Consider the following 16,213-nt stretch of genomic DNA (forward strand, 5'->3'; position numbering starts at 1 on the left):
GCACCCGGGGGTCACTGACGTCCTGGCTATCGGGAGCGGGGTGACGAGGTGCGGACGATGTCGTCGATCCTCTTCGCGGCTTCACGAGGTGCCGCCATATCCGTATCCACGCCGCAGCCCCCACTGAGCCTGCGGATGGGCCGCAAGATCGGCCTGGGTGGCGTCCCACGCGGTCAGCCGAGCAGCCGTGTCGTTGTCGCCCCGCTGCGGTGAGCGCAGCGCGGTGGTCTCCTTGGAGCACCACAGCAGAACACGCACCCAGTGCGCCGGGAAGAGGGCGGCCACCTGCTCCATTCCCACCATCTGACCGAGGTGCACGACGGGGACCCTGCCGCCCTCCATGGCCTGTTCGAGGCCGGGCCGGTCGACGACGTAGATGTTGCCGTACCGCTCGTTGCGGTAGACGACCTCGCCGCGTGCTTCGAGGGCAGCCAGCTGCTCCGGTGTTCCCATCCGGTAGCCCTTGGTCTTCCCCGCCCCGATCTTCAGCCGGGTGAACGACACGTATCGCGCATCGAGTTCGGCAAGTGCATCGGTGACCGTGTCCTTGCCTGCCGCCGGCGGCCCGTACAGCAGAATGCCCTGCCTCACTGGAACACCGTCCCGAAGACCTGGCGCACTTGGTCCGTGAGCGAGATCGCAGAGCCAAGCCGGTTGTCGACGACCAAGTGCGGTACGACAGGACGAAGTTCGAGATCGATACCTTCGGCGTACATGTCCCAGTTCTGGAGTTTCCAGCTGTCCCGGGCGGCGGACCGGAAGCTGATGTATTCGTGCATCGTGTCGATGTCGCACCGGATCCAGACGACAACGACGGTGACCCCGCGTGCTTCGCAGCGGTTGATCAGGCGGCGCATCCACCGAGCATCGGTGGCCTCGGCGATGAAAGGGGCGGAGAGCACGGTGCTGATCGCGCAGTCGATGTTCGCGTACGCGGTCTCCAGCAGGCACTGGTACTCCAGCGGGCGGACCTTCTCCCGGTAGAGGTCGGTGTGCCGGTCGTTCGGCTCGCTGCCCATCTCTACAAGGAGGCGCTCGACGAGCGGGCGCGTGATCGGATCCTTGTCGAGGACGGGCCAGCCAGTGAGCTGGGATATGAAGCGGGCGAACTCCGATTTCCCGCTGCCCGCGTAGCCACCGACCATCATCAACGTCGGCCTGTTCGGGTCGCCGCCGGTGTGGCGGCGCTTCCAGGCGTCGAGGATCCGCTGCTGTACGCCCTGCCCGTCAGCGTCCTCGGTACCGGGCGCAAGTTGGAGCAACGCGCGTTCCACAGCCAGCACGTGGGCTCCGTTGTGCGGTTCGCTCGACTCGGTGAACTTGAGCTTCCTGGCCTCATCGGGCAGGGCGTTGCGGAAGCCGAGCTCGGGCTCGGTCGCGCGATACAGCAGGCAGTACGCGCGACGGTAGTGCGGGCCGGGATAGACCTCACCCTGCTCGTGCTGCCACAGCGTCTGGAAGTTGGCGGCTGGCACCGCGAGTCCGGCCGCCCCGGCCACCTCACGCAGTTGCTCGCCCGCGCCTTCGAGCGTCAGGCCGTGGGCTTCGCGTTGCTGCCTCAACTTGTCCGGGCGCCACCCCGGGCGACTCTTACCCACTGCGCCTACCGCCTGCCCATCCCTGGTCATGATCCGGAGCCTAAGTCTGCCTCTCATGAACCCGTGTGTAAGCGGATGTTGAAAAGTCGGACCAACCGGCCATGAGCTGCTGATGAACAGCTACGGCAACAGCTTGTGATACTCCGCACAACCCCGAACCGGTGTCATGGTCACACCGACGCGGTCACCGCATAGTCCGCCTCGGTCTCCATTGTCCGTACGAGATCGGAAGGGGCTCCGCGATGGCTGTCGATGTCGCTGTCCTGCTGATCCTCGGCATCGTGATCGTCTTCTTGTGCCGAGGAGGCGGGCTCAAAGCGGGTCACGCCGTGGTGTGTGCGCTCTTCGGCCTCTACCTCGCCGGGACCCACAACGTCGGCCCCTTCGCTAAGGACGTCACGGCGTCGGTCGCGGGACTGCTGTCGGGGCTGAGGTTGTGAGCGCGTCGACGGCTCCGTACTCGTCCAGCCGTTGCAATGACTCCATTGAAAGGGGGAGACCTGTGCTTGACGGCGACGTGACGGTACGGGAGGCCGAGCTTCAGTACGGGCCTTTCGGCCGTGCGACCGTCAAGCCGTACTCCAGAACACAGTGGGCAGCCGACGGCAGTTCTCTGCTGAAGGTCTACACGGGGGTTGATCCCGAGGGCCGGCGGCACCGTGAAGTGGAGACGGTCCGGCGTGCGGCTCACTGGGGTCTGTCGGTCCCGGAAGTCCTGGCCACAGGGAAGTGCGACGCTGGATCTTGGTCGGTATTCCGCACACTGCCGGGCGTGCCGTGTGACGTGCGTACGGACCGGGCGATCAAGGAGTACATCGGCCATGTCCTCGATCTGGCATACAGGCTTCACCGGTCTTCGCCCGGACTCGCACCTGGTCCCGGCTGGACCGATGATCGAGGAAGCCATGCACTCCAGCACCACTTCCTGCTCGCACAGCTCTCTCCACGCTGCCGACACCGGCCGTGGTGGGCAGCACTGGCCGATGCCCTCCACCCGCTTGAATCGCAACCTGTCGTCTACCTCCACGGCGATCTCAAGCCTGAGCACCTCTTGATCGACGAGCACCAACTGAGCGTTGTGGACTGGGAGGCGAGCGCACGTGGGCCCGCCGTCGTCGACCACACCGACGCGGCGTTCCACCTCGTACGTGACCTTCTGTACGCGGGCGTGAAGCCCGGCCGTGTCCCCATCGCTCTCATCACCCGGCTGCCGTTCAGCGGCCCTGTTCTGGCCTGGCGCCTGCTGCTCTGGCTTGATCGCCGTCGCCCTCAGGACATCGACCTCATCGTGACCCGCGACATCCTCCGGCTTGCTGCCGAGGACCACGCCTCAGCCGGCTACGCGTCACTGGTTCGGGCCATCTCTGCTCTGCGCGCCGCCGGCGTCCCTCGCTGAATCTTCGCTCACTTCTCGCCCAGGCGCGCTGACGCCTGCGCGCATCCACCTCCTGCCAACCCCAGAACGGGAGTTCGCGATGCCTCGTACCAGCACGACCATCGGCAACAGCCACCTCGTCATCGACACCGCCATGGCCCGCCCGGACGCAACGACCATCGTCGAACGGAAGGGCCTCGGTCACCCGGACACCTTGGCCGACCACCTCGCCGAGCGGCTGTCCCGTGCCTACAGCCACCACACGGTCGAGCGCTTCGGCGCTGTGCTGCACCACAACTTCGACAAGCTCGCCCTCCTCGGGGGCGCGAGCGAGGTCCGGTACGGCGCCGGCCGGATGACCGCTCCGGTCAGGGTGCTCGTCAACGGCCGTGCCGCGCCCATGTGCGGCAGGGAGCGGATTCCCGTCGAAGAGATCGTGGAGGCCGAGGTGCGGGCGTTCTTCGCCGAGCGGCTCCCCGAGGTCTCGGACCACCTCGACATCGTCTTCAACATCACCAGCAATTCGAGCCCGGGCGCAGTCCTCACGGGCGACGAGGCGCCCGATCGCACGCGCTGGTTCAACCCGAGGTCGATCGAGGATCTGCGGGAGCGGCGGGTGCGACTGTCCAACGACACCTCACTGGGCACCGGTTGGGCGCCGGAGAACACCTTCGAGTCGTTCGTCCGCGAGCTGGTGAACCACTTCTCCGGGAAGAGCGAGTTCACCCGTGCCCACGCCTGGTGTGGGTCGGACGTCAAGCTCATGGGCTACTGGGATGGGGAGCAGGCCGACGTCGTGCTCTGCGTCCCGCAGAAGTCGCGTTTCGTCGCCAGCCGCGCCGAGTACGTGCGGAACACGGAGATCGTGCTTGCCGAGTGCCAGAGGTTCGCCGCCCTCCGGCTCCCCGGCACGGAGGCGCGGTTTCGGCTCAACGCGCGCGACGTCCCCGAGAAGGACGAGCTGTACCTCACGTACACCGGCAGCTCGATCGAGTCCGGCGACGAAGGAGTCGTCGGCCGCGGCAACCGGGTCAACGGGCTGATCACGCCGCTGCGGCCGATGAACCTGGAGGGGGCCAACGGCAAGAACCCCGTGTATCACGTGGGCAAGCTCTACAACATCGCCGCGCAACGGCTCGCCGAGCGGCTCCATGAGGCGACCGGGGAGCACGCCGAGGTCCACCTGGTGAGCGCCACCGGACAGCGCCTCGACCAGCCATGGCGCGTCCTCGTCCGCCTGGCGTCCCCGGACGTCGAGGTGGACAAGGTCCAGGCGTTGGTGGAGGAAGCGCTGAGCGAGTTCCCCGCCCTCACCGACGAGCTGGTCTCCGACGGGATCGTGCTGAGCTGATGGTGAAGCGGACGCTTGGAGAGGTCTCCCGGGAGTGCCGTCAGCGCCTGATCACCCACTATGGCACCGAGGTCTCCGGGTGGCTCGACGCGGTGCCCGCTCTGCTGGATCAGGCGGCGGAGCGCTGGAAGCTCACGCTCGGCGGATATCACGACGCCGGACACGCCTCCGTCATCGCCACGGCCGCCACCCTCGACGGGCGTCCGCTGCTCCTCAAGGCATGGGCCGACCCCGCCCGGTTCCATAACGAAGTGAGCGCCCTGCGCCTTTGGGCGGGCGGTCCCACGGTGGACGTCGTCGAGGTGGCGGACGACCTCGCCGTGGCGGCCCTGGAGATGATCAGTGGCCAGCCGGGCGGCGGCGAGCGGCCGCGACGGGAGCTTCAAACGGTGGCCGCCGCCCTTCAGGGCCTCCACACCTTCGGCCGTCTCCGTCGCCGACCGCGTGATCTCCCGCTCCTTGCCACATACCTGCACCAGGAAGTACGCCCCCGGATCTGGCGCAGATTGGAGTCGGTCGATCTTGGCTCGTGGCACGACCTCGCCAACGCGATCCTCCCCGAGCTCATGACCTTGGAGGAGGACGACGGCCGCGCGACGGTCCTGCATGCGGACCTCTACCGCGAAAACGTGCTCTTCGACTGGCTGGGGCACCCGCGGTTCATCGATCCCCTCCCGATGGTCGGTGACGCCGCCTTCGACTGGGCCTTCTGGACCGTGTACTACGACCTCGGGCACGGCACGGACGCTCGCCTCGCCACAGCCGCCCGGATTACGCGTATCCCTGTCCCCGTGCTCGCGCCGTGGTGCCGGGCCCTGGCAGTGGACGGTCTCCTCTACTACCTCGAAACCGCTGATCCACGCGCACCTCGGATGGCCGAAGTCCTCGCGTGGCTGTCGGCACCAACCCCAGGGAACCGACCATGACGACTCACGTACTCCGCCACGGGCCGACCGATTACAGCCGGCGCTATCTCGTCAACGGCGACCCAGCCAGACCTATCCACCTGAACGAGGACGGCCGGCAGGCGCTGACGAGGGGATGGTCCAGCTTGCCCCTCCACAGCGTGAGGACGTGGATGGCCAGCGAATTCCCCCGCGCCCAGCAGACCGCGAACCTGCTGATGGGTGTTCCCGGACCAGAACTGATCATCGACCCGCGGCTGAACGAACTCGACTACGGGGACTTCGAAGGAGGGCCGTTTCTCGACTACGCCGCCTGGCTCGACGAGCACAGAGCCGACGAACGGCCGCCCGCTAGCGCCGAGTCGCAGATCGAGGGAATCCGAAGGATGCTCACGGGGGTCCTCGCGGCTCTCGACCACCCCGGCCCTCGCGTCCTCGTGGCCCACGGCCTACTGGTCTCCGTACTCCTGTGGCACCGCGCCCGGACTCCTGATCAGGCCATGCCTCTGTTCTTCCCCGAGGCACCGTACGTTGAGCCCATCGCCATCCCCGACGAGGAGCTGCCGGAATTCATCGGGACGCTGATGAACGATCTTGAAGGCGCTGAGCGCCGTGCCGCCGATACCAATGGCGGGAGGATATTCCGGAACGGGAACGACTCGGCGGTTGCTACCGTCGATTCCGCATCCCCATCCCACTCGCAGGATCAGAAGGATCTTCCTCATGCATGATGCCCGCGCCCTGATCGACATGGGTGCCGAAGCGGTTCGTCGGCTCGCTCGTCGCGGTTACACCCTGGACCTGTCCGAGCTGGAGTCCCTCTACTCTCGGCGCAACCAGAACATCCGCTCGGCTGACGAACTGCGGGCAGAGTCCAAGCGAGTGGCCAGCGAGGTCCAGCAGACGGCCAAACAGGGCGGCGACATCTCCAAGCTCAAGGAGCGCGCCCGCGAGCTGAAGGAGCAGATCCGCGAGATCGAGGCCGGCCAGGAACAGATCGAGGCCCAGCTGCGCGATCTGCTGCTGAGCATCCCGAACCTGCCGGACGACTCGGCCCCTGACGGCGACTCCGAGGAGTTTGCCGTGGAGATCCGGCGCGTTGGTACGCCCCCCGCGTTCCCGTTCGAGCCGAAAGACCACGTCGACCTCGGTGAGGCCACGGGCATCCTCGACTTCGGCAGGGCGACGAAACTGTCCGGCCCGCGCTTCGCGGTCTCTCGCGGTGCCGGTGCCGCCCTTGAGCGCGCCCTGGCGACGCTCTTCCTCGACCTCCACACCCGTCGGCACGGCTACGTCGAGTACGCGGTCCCCTACCTGGTCACCCGCAAGACTATGACCGGTACCGGCCAGCTCCCGAAGTTCGAGGAGGACCTGTTCAAGACCGGCGTCGCCGACCGCGAACTGTTCCTCATCCCGACGGCCGAGGTCCCGCTGACCAACCTCTACGCCGACGAGATCATCCCCCCGGCGGAGCTGCCGCTCGCGCTCACCGCGCACACCCCGTGCTTCCGGTCCGAAGCGGGTTCGTACGGCCGCGACACCCGCGGGCTGATCCGCCAGCACCAGTTCGCGAAGGTCGAGATCGTCCGGCTCGTCGAGCCGGCGGAGGCCGATGCCGAGCTGGAGAAGATGATCGGTCACGCCGAGGCGTGCCTGAAGGAACTCGGCCTCGCCTACCGCGTCATCAAGCTGGCGGCCGGTGACACGGGCTTCTCCGCCCAGCTCACCTACGACATCGAAGTCTGGATCCCGAGCCAGAACACGTACCGCGAGATCTCCTCGGTCTCCAACTTCGGCACCTTCCAGGCCCGCCGGGCGAACATCCGGACCCGTGGCGAGGACGGCAAGCCCAAGCTCGTCGCCACCCTCAACGGCTCCGGCCTGCCCATCGGCCGCACCCTGGCCGCTCTCCTTGAGCAGTGCCAGCAGCAGGACGGTTCCATCCTCCTGCCCGAATCCCTCGTCCCGTACCTCGGCTTCCGCCGTATCTCGGCGGACGGAACACCGGAGGCATAGTGCTCGTCGGCGTCTGCGACTTCCCTGGTAGCTACGCCTTTCCACCCGCCGGATACGGCGGCATCGAACGATGGCTGTGGGCGGTCGCCACAGGCGCCCGCGCCGCAGGCGCCGACGTACACCTCCTTGGGCCTGGCTGGCTCGCGGACCTGGAAGAAGACTGGGTCCGCAAGCCGGTCCGCCTGGAGGACGTCACCCCCGGAACGCTCGCCGAGCGCGAGCTGCGCGACGCGAGGTACGACCTCCTGGTCGTGGGCCACGAGTATCCGTCGCTTCCGGACTGGACTCGCACGTGGAGTGAGCTGGACTGCGACGTCGCAACGTTCCAGCACTCGCCGGTCTTCCAGCACACAGCTACCGCGTTCGACGGCCAGCGATCGCGGCTCTACTGCTACTCGCCCGAGATGACCGAGCGCTACGCCGACCACCGACCGATCCCCGAACTCGCTGTTCACCTCGGCCTCCGCGAGGAGGAACCTCCGGCCACCGCCGGTACCGACCTCGTCTGGCTCGGCCGGATCGACGAGGACAAGGCCCCGCACATCGCGGTGCGGGCGGCACAGATCCTCGGCCGCCGGATCCGGATCGTCGGTCCCGTCTTCGACGAGGAGTACGTGCGGCGGCACGAGCGCCTCCTTACGGCCGACCACGTCAAGTGGATCGGGGAACTCGGCGGCCCCGACAAGACCGCCGCGATCGCCGAGGCGTCCGTCTTCGTCTACACGTACGCCCGCGCCTACGTGGAAGCCGGCGCCGCTGTCTTCGGTGAATCTCTCCGCGCCGGCACCCCGATGGCCGCTCTGACGTGGCGGGATGGGACCTGCGCCCAAGCCGCCTTGTGCGACGAGACGGGCGCGGTCGCCGTCGTCGACCCGCGGGAGGACGATGAGACAGCGGCACGGAGGCTCGCCGACGCGATCGCGCAGGCGGAGAGTCTCGACCACCGCGGGGTCCAAGACATCGGGATGCGGCGCTTCGACCCTGCACGCCACTTCCAGGCGATGGCAACGCGGCCGTGCTGACCCGCGCGCAAGGCATGGCCGGAGAAGTCTTGGCCAAGCAGATACCGATCGTTATGCGCGCCGCGTTAGGCGCTCATTGGGAGTTCACGGGCGACGGCCATCACATCGAGGTCCGCCATCCGAACCGCGGTACGCCCTACAGTCCACCGCGTCGACCGCCCTCCTGGAGGGAGCTGCTCAACTCCCTGGAGACCGGCTTCGCCCGGGCTGGGGTCGCACGTGATACCTGCCTTCCCCTCCGCTGGGGTCGGGAGACCGAACTGACCATCTCCGCGGTCCAGGCACTCGACCCACTCCTCAAGGACGGCCAACTCCGCACGTACCGAAGCGGGTTCCTTCCGCAGCCGGTAGTTCGCTTCACAGGCCAGCGCGACGCCGCCGGACTCTTGAAGGACGGCTTCCTGACCTCCTTCGTCAACGTTTCCCGGGTCCAACACATAGGCAGTCTCGACGAGTACGGCGCTGTTATCGACGGCTGGCTGACAGTCCTTTCCCAACTGGGCTTCCACGCACGGCACCTGAGCGTCTACGGCAAGCTGTCCTCGTGGCGGCGGCGACAGGTCGAGGGAATCACGCTGCGCTTCCGCCATCTGGACCACACTCTCGGCGACATCGTCCTTCTGTGGAACACCGAAAACCCAGACCGCATGGCCGTAGACCTCGGCAGCGGACTGGAACGCCTGGCATGGGCTCGCACCCAGGAGCGCTGGCACCAGCTGATCTACGGCCGTTTTGCTGGGGCTGCGCCACCGACCACGCTGGATGCCATCAGAACCGCCACGCTCCTCCTCGGGCACGGGATCACCCCGGCCGCCCGAGGGGCGGGAGGAATCACCCGGCGAGTCATAGGCACCATCGACCGAGACGCGGCACGCCTTGGCGTCGGAGCCCTGGTCCGGGATATGTACAGCTACTGGTCGCTCGTTAGTGCGCTGCGCGCACCGTGGCCAGAGATCGCCCGTGCCATCGAGGAAGAGATGCGCCTCTAGAGCACCCTGCATGGGTTTGCGTCTCCTGTCATCCACCAGAGGTATATGACAGCGAAGTCGGCCGTCGTCGAGAGAGCGCGACCGTGATCAGGCCGCCTGCGCCAGGTCATCGGCTCTGCGGCACGCGGCGGCCCGGCCTGCGGCTGCTTGCGCCCAGGAACGGGCAGCGGCCCAGAACGCAGAACGGTTCCACCAGGCACCGCCGTTGACGATCGGCACCGCGGTGGTCTCCCGGATCGCCCATTGCAGCAGGTTGCGCTCCCACTGCCGGGCTGCCGCTGCATCCGAGGTCGGAGCCCACCACACCACGGCGTCACGGGCGACCATCACACGGCTGAACGACTCCCAGTGGTTCGCCGTATGTGCCTCGCCTGCCCCGGCTTCGACCGCCTCATGGCCCTCGCGCACCCAGCGCAGCTCCTGCGCGCCGAGCCGACTGCGCAGGCTGTTCTTCCCCGAAGCCTTCCCGGTGTATAGCACCTGGTGGGTCAGCCGCGATGACCATGCGTACACGCCCCCCCAGGGCAGCGCACGGGCATCCGGGTCGAGCGGGTCGGAACATGACCACTCAAGTTCACCGGTGGTGACAGTGACGACGTCCTTGATCGCCTGCAGTGCCAGGACGTCCAGAGGTATCGGCATGCTTCGGGACGCTATCCGGCGCCAGCGACATCGCCGTCCCGCACCCGTGAGCAATCCGCAAGGTCCCTGCCGACGTCGTCACGGTCTCCGGCTACCACCGGCTTCAGATGGGCAGATCAGCCTCCCGTTGACCAGCCAACCCAGGCGACCCGAGAGCAGCGCATTGCACACGGCTGACTTCGCTGTCGAGGGACAGTTGTCCCCTGTCACCCGATCGGGCGTCTGACAGCGAACCCAGCTGCTTCGGCTGTGTATGACAGGAACCTAGTCGTGCAGCGTGAGCACTCGTGGGGCGCGACGAACAAGACCAGGCCCAACCGTTCGGCACGGAGGACAACATCGGTGACTGAGACCAATTGGCAGCTGGTCGCGGATGCGCTTGGCCATCTGTACGCCGGACCGACCGCAGAGCAGCATGCCATCGCCGACCAATTGAGGTTTCCTCTGGTGCCGGGCACACCCACCCCCGTCGCTGCCGCCCTGCTCCGCGCTCACCTTGCAAAACCACTGCGCCTGCGAGAGCACCCCCCGATCGACGAGCCGGAGTACTACTACCTCGCCCGCGTAGCAACTGAGACGAACCTGTACGTCCCAGTCCTCGAAGAGATAGGCAGCCGGGATCTTCTGGACGCGTGGCTCGAAGTCGCCTGGGCACGGCGAACGGTCCACCACCTCGAACGCCTACGCCCCGAGGTGGGTGATGTCGCCATCACCGTGAGGAGAAGGAAGCCCGAGGAGGACCGGTACGGGCATATCAGCTCGATCAGCCTCAACGGCCAGCTGAACTTCCGCGGTGGCCTCGGCAGAAGAGCGTGGCCCCACACTGTCAAGCGCGTCGCGAAGGTCAGCGACGCCGACCATGGCGAGCTTCTCACCAGGGCACGTGAGGAGGTCGCTGCCGAGGACCGGCACCCTGCGCGTGTCACCAACCGAGAGCTCGCGCTGCTCGACAACTGGAAGGTCCCCCGCCGCTCCTCGCTGGCGGACTGTCGAGCTCTCCAAGAGGCCCTTGACAGCGCCACCGAGGAACGGCCGATGCAGGTTGTTCTGGAGAACCACCCAGCACTCCTCGCCAACATGATCACGGGCAACCACGGGGTATGGGTCCGACCGCAGGTTCGTCTGGGCGACCAATACGTCTCGGACTTCCTCATCGCCAGTGAGACCTCGGCAGGGATGCGCTGGCACCTCGTCGAACTCGAATGCCCCACGGCGCGGCTCACCAACGTCGGCAACGGGCGCGAATCTCCCACACTGCGCCATGCCATTGAACAGATCCAGGACTGGCGCGAGTGGCTGAAGACCAATCTCCTGGCCGCCCGGGAAAAGCTTCCAGGCATCACCATGGACGCACGCGGACTCATCATTATGGGACGGGAGGATGGGACGGACAGAGCCCGCGAGATTCGGGATCGCCGGTCCGCCAATGACCGGATCGAGGTCCGGACGTATGACTGGCTCCTGCGCGCCGCCCGCCGCGCCGACTCTATGGCCCGGGGCCTGCTCGACGAGGAAACCGGAGACCTCGACCTGGACTAGTAGCAGGGACGTCGCTCGCGGACACACTCGGGCCCTTCAACGGCCCCGGCCTCACCCCAGTCGGCGCCGCTGATAATTCCCGTGGCCAGATCGACGACGCTCTCCACTACGCGAGATCACTGGGCTTGATCAACCGTGCAGCGGCACAACCGGTCTTGCCCAACCAACCAAGTCCGTGCAGGTCGGGAACCTTCAACGGACTGGATTCGATGGCAGCGGACAACAGTTGTCCTTTGTCATCCAATCGAGGCGTTTGACAGCGAACTCAGTCGTTTCGGCTTTTCTGACAGTGAATCTAGTCGGAGGGGTGATCACGCTGGGGGTGTCGAATGCCGGTATCGACAGGGGTGGAGAGCGCTGCCCCGTACATCGAGGTGTCGTGTCGTGTGGACGACAAGCGCGGGAGTAAGCGGCGTCGTCCGTTGCTGGACTGCGCGACGGCCAGGTTCGAAGACGCGGTGCCGGTCCGGCCGTTTCGGTGGTCGTGGGGTGGGCGCCATTTCCCCGGGTGGTACTGGGCGGCGACTACAGGGCAGCACGTCGGTTTCGAGTCGTGGTTGGAGCGGGACCGGCTGGTGCTCATGGACTTCGATCCTGCTGTGGTGGGGATAGCGTCCCAGCCGTTCTGGCTGCACTGGCACGACGGGGAACGTGAGCGTCGGCATGCCCCGGACTTCTTCGTACGCCGGGTCGATGGCTCGGCGGTGGTCGTCGATGTCCGTGCCGACGACTGGATCGCGCCGCGGGACGCCGAAGCGTTCGAATTGACGCGCAGGGCCTGCGCGGAAGTTGGGTGGAGGTTCGAGCGGGTGGGGACGCCGGAGGCAGTGCTATTGGCGAATGTCCGGTGGCTGTCGCGCTACCGGCACCCCCGCTGCCGACGGGAGCCGGTAGCAGCTCGGCTGTTGGAGGTCTTCTCGCAGCCGGGGCCGCTGATGGCCGGGGCTGATGGGGCTGGCGACCGGCTCGCGACGCTGCCTGTGTTGTTCCACCTCTTGTGGAAGCACGAGTTGTCGGCCGAGCAGATGGACATCGAACTGCTCGGGCCGCGCACGGTCGTGCGCCGGGCTGGCGGGAGTGCCGGATGACGAGCGAGGAGCGTCGGGTCCCGCCGACTGCGCGGATCGCGGAGTTCCCTAAGAAGGCTGCTGAACAGGCCCGTTGGTGGGAAGGACACATCCTGGAGGTGCTGCACGGATTGCCGCCGGATGCTCCCCACGGGGCAGTGCCGCGACCGGAGTTCGACCCTCGGCAACGTTGCCTGGCCGAGCGGGAGCGGGCCAAGGCCGCCGAGCTGACCGCGGCGGGCCATCGGATGACGGCCAGTGGAATCAAGCAGCGGCGCCAGCGTTATCAGCGCGACGGGCTGGTCGGGCTGGCGGACGGCCGGTCGGCCAAGAAGCTGCCGGACTTCGGCCAGATTTCCCCGTTGGTGGTCGAGGCAATGAGGCAGGCGATCGCCGAGACCACCGATGCCTCCTCGAGGACGGTCCGGTTCACCATCTGGCGGACGAAGGAGATCCTGGAGTCCCGCGAGGACGCCGACGGCATCGAATTGCCTACGGAGCGCACGCTTTATCGGCTGTTCGACAAGTTGGCGGTCGGCACGCACGCGACCGGTTCGGCGAGGACACGCCGTTCGTTGCAGGCGCGTCCGGCCGGCCCGTTCGGGGAAGTCCCGGCTGTCGCGCCGGGCGAGCTGATGCAGATCGACTCCACTCCGTTGGACGTTTTGGTACGGCTGGATGACGGCGTCGCGGAGAAGGTCGAGTTGACCGCGCTGGTGGACATCGCGTCCAGGTCGATCACGGCGGCAGTGCTGCGTCCGACGACGAAGGCGGCCGACGTCTCTGCTCTCCTGGCCCGCAGCATCACACCGGAGACGATGCGGCCGGGCTGGCCACAGGCGCTGCGGATGTCCCGGTCGGTCCTGCCGCACCGGCGGCTGCTGGCCCTGGACGAGCGGCTGGACCAGGCGGCGGCGCGGCCGGTGATCGTTCCAGAGACGATCGTCTGCGATCACGGCAAGGTGTTCATCTCACACAACTTCCGTGCCTCCTGCCGCTTCTTGGGCGTCTCGCTACAGCCGACACACAAGGCGTCGCCCTTCGAGAAGGGCGTGATCGAGAAGACGCTGGGATCGGTGGCGACGCTGTTCGCGCAGTTCGTCGCGGGGTACACCGGCCGCTCGGTGGAGCGCCGTGGCCGGCGTGTGGAAGACGGGCCGTTGTGGTCCTTGCCCGAGCTGCAGGACCTGCTGGACAAGTGGGTTGTCACGGTCTGGCAGAACCGGCCGCACGACGCGCTGCGCGATCCCAGCACGCCGAAGCGGGCGTTCTCGCCGAACGAGAAGTACGCGATGCTGCTGGAGTCGTGCGGCTACGTTCCGGCCCCGTTGAGCGGTGAGGACTACGTCGAGCTTCTGCCGGAGCGGTGGCACGCGATCAACGCCTACGGCATCCGGATCAAGCGCCGCACCTACGACAGCCCGGAGTTGAACCCACTGCGCCGTCAGCACTCCGGGGTCGCGGAGAAGAAGGGCTTGTGGGAGGTCCACTACGACCCCTACGACATCTCCCGGATTTGGGTACGCGACCGCCGCGGCGAGAGGGACCGGTGGATCACCGTGTTCTGGCGGCACCTGCACCGCGTCGGCGTCCCGTTCGGCGAGATGGCCTGGGATCACGCCCGCCGGCAGGTTCCGAACGGCAGCGAAAGTCAGATCGCGGAAGCGGCAGCCGCCCTGCTCAAGCGCGCCCACAACGGCCCTGGAAGCGAGAAGAGCCCTCCCGCCAAACGATCAAGGAAGGATCGCCGGGTCGCAGCCCGCACCCGAGCGACCGCCCCGAGCAGGGAGATTCCTGATCCACCGGCCGGGAGCGAGCCCATGGACGAGGACAGGGCGGACTCCGCGCTGGCAGAGGTCATCCCGCTGGGCCTGTTTGACCCGCTGGCCGATCCTTGGAGGCGCACGTGACCATCTCCAAACCGGCGGCCCGACGCACCGTGCTGCAGGAGACCGACGCCGAGGCCGACCGGCAGCTGAACACGTTGACTGGATGGCGCAGGTTCATCGACGGCCCACCCACTCCCCCGGTCTTGGCGTCGCGCAGTGCTTGGCAGCAGATGAACCCAGCCGAGCGGGATCTCTATGACGAGTCCCGCCTTGACCATCACGCTCGGATGCTCACCGTCGCCACCTCGTTCGTCGAGCGGACGGCGATCTGCGGCCGTCGTCTGGTGCTGCTGAACCGGCACGCGATCAGCGCCCGCCGCGGGCTGATCGTTTCCGGCCCGGCGGGAACCGGAAAGACCATCGCCATCACGCAGTTGGGGCGCTCCCATGAACTCCTGGACCGGGCCCGGCACCCTCATGCCACACACCGGATTCCGGTCGTCTATGTCACCGTCCCGCCCGCCGCGACCGCCCGCATGATCGCGACCGAGTTCGCACGCTTCCTGGGCCTGCCGGTGCGGGCACGCTCGAACATGACGGACATCATCGAGGCTGTCGTCGGTGTCTGCACCGATACCCGCACCGCTCTGGTGCTGGTCGACGAACTCCACAACATCTCGCTCACCAGCCGCCACGGCGCCGAAGTCGCCGACACCCTCAAGTACTTCTCCGAACGTCTGCCCGCCACCTTCGTCTATGCCGGCATCGACATCGACGAATCCGGGCTGCTGTCCGGGACACGCGGCGCCCAGATCGCCGGCCGCTTCACCCTGATCCCCTCCCGCCCCTTCCCCTACAACAGCGAATGGAAGGGCCTGGTCGCCGCCATGGAAGACACCCTGCGGCTGCACGAACACCGCCCTGGCACACTCACCGACCTGGATCGCTTCCTGCACAGCCACACCGGCGGCATGATCGGATCTCTCTCCCACGCCGTCCGCGGAGCCGCCCTCGACGCCATCCTCACCGGCACCGAGAAGATCACCAAGAAGAGCCTCCAGGCCATTCCGCTCGACCACACCGCCCACACCACGGCGTCGATGGCCACGAAGACCGCTACGTCGCGATGAACAGCGAACTTCCGCCCCGGTTCGCGCCGCTGCCGGTCCGAATCCGCCCCTGCCTCGGAGAATCCACCAACTCCTACATCCGGCGCCTGGCCCGCGCCAACCATCTCCAGCCCAGCTTCCTGCACTGCTATCTCTGCGGCCCACCGCAGTGGTTCGGCAGGCCGCTCCTCGAACACCTCGCCACCACCGCCGGCCACTCGCCCGAAGCACTCGAACGGGCTCTCGCCGACGCCAACTCCCTGGGCGGCACAAACAGACCACGCCGACGCCTCCCCAGGAGAAATCCCTTCCCCAGGCGCCAAGACCTGGCCCACCGCATCGCCCAAGAGGCCCTCAAGGGGACACAGATCCGCACGCTCGCAAAGCGCCACAACCTCCGCTGCTCGGACATCCGCTTCGCCCTGGAGGTCCCACGCCTGATCACCGCAGAGACGAGTCCGCTGACCGACCCCATCACAGGGGAACTCGCCGACCTGGTCGAGGGCATGATCGGCAGGAAGCTCAACGGAAGGCAGATCTGGACAGAACTCATGGATCACCACGACTACTTGGTCACATACGACAGCATCCGCCACTACATCCGATACACACGATCCCGAACAGCGTCAGCACGAGCAGAATCGTTGACATCCAACCTAGTCGGCCCAGGTCAGGGGGCTGCACACGACTACAGAACCGGCACCCGGCTCCGCCCCGCCGGGTCCTACCCGGGCCAGCCGAGGAGGAACTGAGCGCTCCGCTACAGGCGCG

Annotated in this window: 16 protein-coding genes; 13 read left to right on the forward strand and 3 right to left on the reverse strand. The window is 67.1% G+C overall.

What is annotated here, in order from left to right; genetic code table 11:
* Nucleotides 1-81: 81 nt before the first annotated feature.
* A complete protein-coding gene (locus tag QF034_RS22240; protein ID WP_307176618.1) occupies nucleotides 82-591 on the reverse strand; it encodes a nucleoside/nucleotide kinase family protein in 510 nt (169 codons plus the stop codon).
* Nucleotides 588-1,628, reverse strand: coding sequence for a P-loop nucleotide/nucleoside kinase family protein (locus tag QF034_RS22245; RefSeq protein ID WP_307176619.1), 1,041 nt, complete (start codon nucleotides 1,626-1,628; stop codon nucleotides 588-590). Before QF034_RS22245 ends, QF034_RS22240 begins: the two co-directional genes overlap by 4 nt.
* A gap of 212 nt (nucleotides 1,629-1,840) precedes the next feature.
* On the opposite strand from QF034_RS22245, the gene QF034_RS22250 reads away from it, so the two are divergent.
* From QF034_RS22250 to QF034_RS22285, 8 genes are all read left to right on the forward strand, one after another.
* On the forward strand, nucleotides 1,841-2,038 hold the full coding sequence (locus QF034_RS22250; RefSeq protein ID WP_307176620.1) for a hypothetical protein: 198 nt from the start codon (nucleotides 1,841-1,843) through the stop codon (nucleotides 2,036-2,038).
* 62 nt (nucleotides 2,039-2,100) lie between these two features.
* Nucleotides 2,101-2,994, forward strand: coding sequence for an aminoglycoside phosphotransferase family protein (locus QF034_RS22255; RefSeq protein ID WP_307176621.1), 894 nt, complete (start codon nucleotides 2,101-2,103; stop codon nucleotides 2,992-2,994).
* A gap of 79 nt (nucleotides 2,995-3,073) precedes the next feature.
* Entirely contained in the window at nucleotides 3,074-4,324 is a 1,251-nt protein-coding gene (locus QF034_RS22260) for a methionine adenosyltransferase (RefSeq protein WP_307176622.1), read from the forward strand.
* Nucleotides 4,324-5,250 carry an aminoglycoside phosphotransferase family protein gene (locus QF034_RS22265; protein ID WP_307176624.1) on the forward strand — a complete coding sequence of 309 codons (927 nt, stop codon included), beginning with the start codon at nucleotides 4,324-4,326 and terminating at the stop codon, nucleotides 5,248-5,250. Before QF034_RS22260 ends, QF034_RS22265 begins: the two co-directional genes overlap by 1 nt.
* The gene (locus QF034_RS22270) at nucleotides 5,247-5,960 is read left to right on the forward strand and encodes a histidine phosphatase family protein (RefSeq protein WP_307176625.1); all 714 of its coding nucleotides are present in this window, start codon (nucleotides 5,247-5,249) and stop codon (nucleotides 5,958-5,960) included. The genes QF034_RS22265 and QF034_RS22270 overlap by 4 nt, the downstream gene beginning before the upstream one ends.
* Entirely contained in the window at nucleotides 5,953-7,245 is a 1,293-nt protein-coding gene (gene serS / locus QF034_RS22275) for a serine--tRNA ligase (protein WP_307176626.1), read from the forward strand. Before QF034_RS22270 ends, serS begins: the two co-directional genes overlap by 8 nt.
* The gene (locus QF034_RS22280; RefSeq protein ID WP_307176627.1) at nucleotides 7,245-8,267 is read left to right on the forward strand and encodes a glycosyltransferase; all 1,023 of its coding nucleotides are present in this window, start codon (nucleotides 7,245-7,247) and stop codon (nucleotides 8,265-8,267) included. Before serS ends, QF034_RS22280 begins: the two co-directional genes overlap by 1 nt.
* Nucleotides 8,268-8,296: 29 nt before the next feature.
* Nucleotides 8,297-9,256, forward strand: coding sequence for a hypothetical protein (locus QF034_RS22285; RefSeq protein WP_307176628.1), 960 nt, complete (start codon nucleotides 8,297-8,299; stop codon nucleotides 9,254-9,256).
* Nucleotides 9,257-9,343: 87 nt separating this feature from the next.
* Here the strand turns inward: QF034_RS22285 and QF034_RS22290 are convergent, their stop codons facing one another.
* On the reverse strand, nucleotides 9,344-9,898 hold the full coding sequence (locus tag QF034_RS22290; protein WP_307176629.1) for a hypothetical protein: 555 nt from the start codon (nucleotides 9,896-9,898) through the stop codon (nucleotides 9,344-9,346).
* A gap of 342 nt (nucleotides 9,899-10,240) precedes the next feature.
* Here QF034_RS22290 and QF034_RS22295 point away from each other — a divergent pair, with 342 nt between their 5' ends.
* The 5 genes from QF034_RS22295 (at nucleotide 10,241) to QF034_RS22315 (ending at nucleotide 16,194) form a co-directional block, all read left to right on the forward strand.
* Nucleotides 10,241-11,437, forward strand: coding sequence for a Shedu anti-phage system protein SduA domain-containing protein (locus tag QF034_RS22295; protein WP_307176630.1), 1,197 nt, complete (start codon nucleotides 10,241-10,243; stop codon nucleotides 11,435-11,437).
* Nucleotides 11,438-11,766: 329 nt separating this feature from the next.
* A complete protein-coding gene (locus tag QF034_RS22300; protein WP_307176631.1) occupies nucleotides 11,767-12,525 on the forward strand; it encodes a TnsA-like heteromeric transposase endonuclease subunit in 759 nt (252 codons plus the stop codon).
* Nucleotides 12,522-14,414, forward strand: a complete 1,893-nt coding sequence (locus QF034_RS22305) for a Mu transposase C-terminal domain-containing protein (RefSeq protein ID WP_307176632.1) — start codon at nucleotides 12,522-12,524, stop codon at nucleotides 14,412-14,414. The genes QF034_RS22300 and QF034_RS22305 overlap by 4 nt, the downstream gene beginning before the upstream one ends.
* Nucleotides 14,411-15,463 carry a TniB family NTP-binding protein gene (locus QF034_RS22310; protein ID WP_307176633.1) on the forward strand — a complete coding sequence of 351 codons (1,053 nt, stop codon included), beginning with the start codon at nucleotides 14,411-14,413 and terminating at the stop codon, nucleotides 15,461-15,463. The genes QF034_RS22305 and QF034_RS22310 overlap by 4 nt, the downstream gene beginning before the upstream one ends.
* Nucleotides 15,460-16,194, forward strand: coding sequence for a TniQ family protein (locus tag QF034_RS22315; protein ID WP_307176634.1), 735 nt, complete (start codon nucleotides 15,460-15,462; stop codon nucleotides 16,192-16,194). The genes QF034_RS22310 and QF034_RS22315 overlap by 4 nt, the downstream gene beginning before the upstream one ends.
* The last annotated feature ends 19 nt before the right edge of the window (nucleotides 16,195-16,213 follow it).

This window comes from Streptomyces africanus, assembly GCF_030816955.1.
In the GTDB taxonomy this organism is placed as follows: Bacteria; Actinomycetota; Actinomycetes; order Streptomycetales; family Streptomycetaceae; genus Streptomyces; species Streptomyces africanus.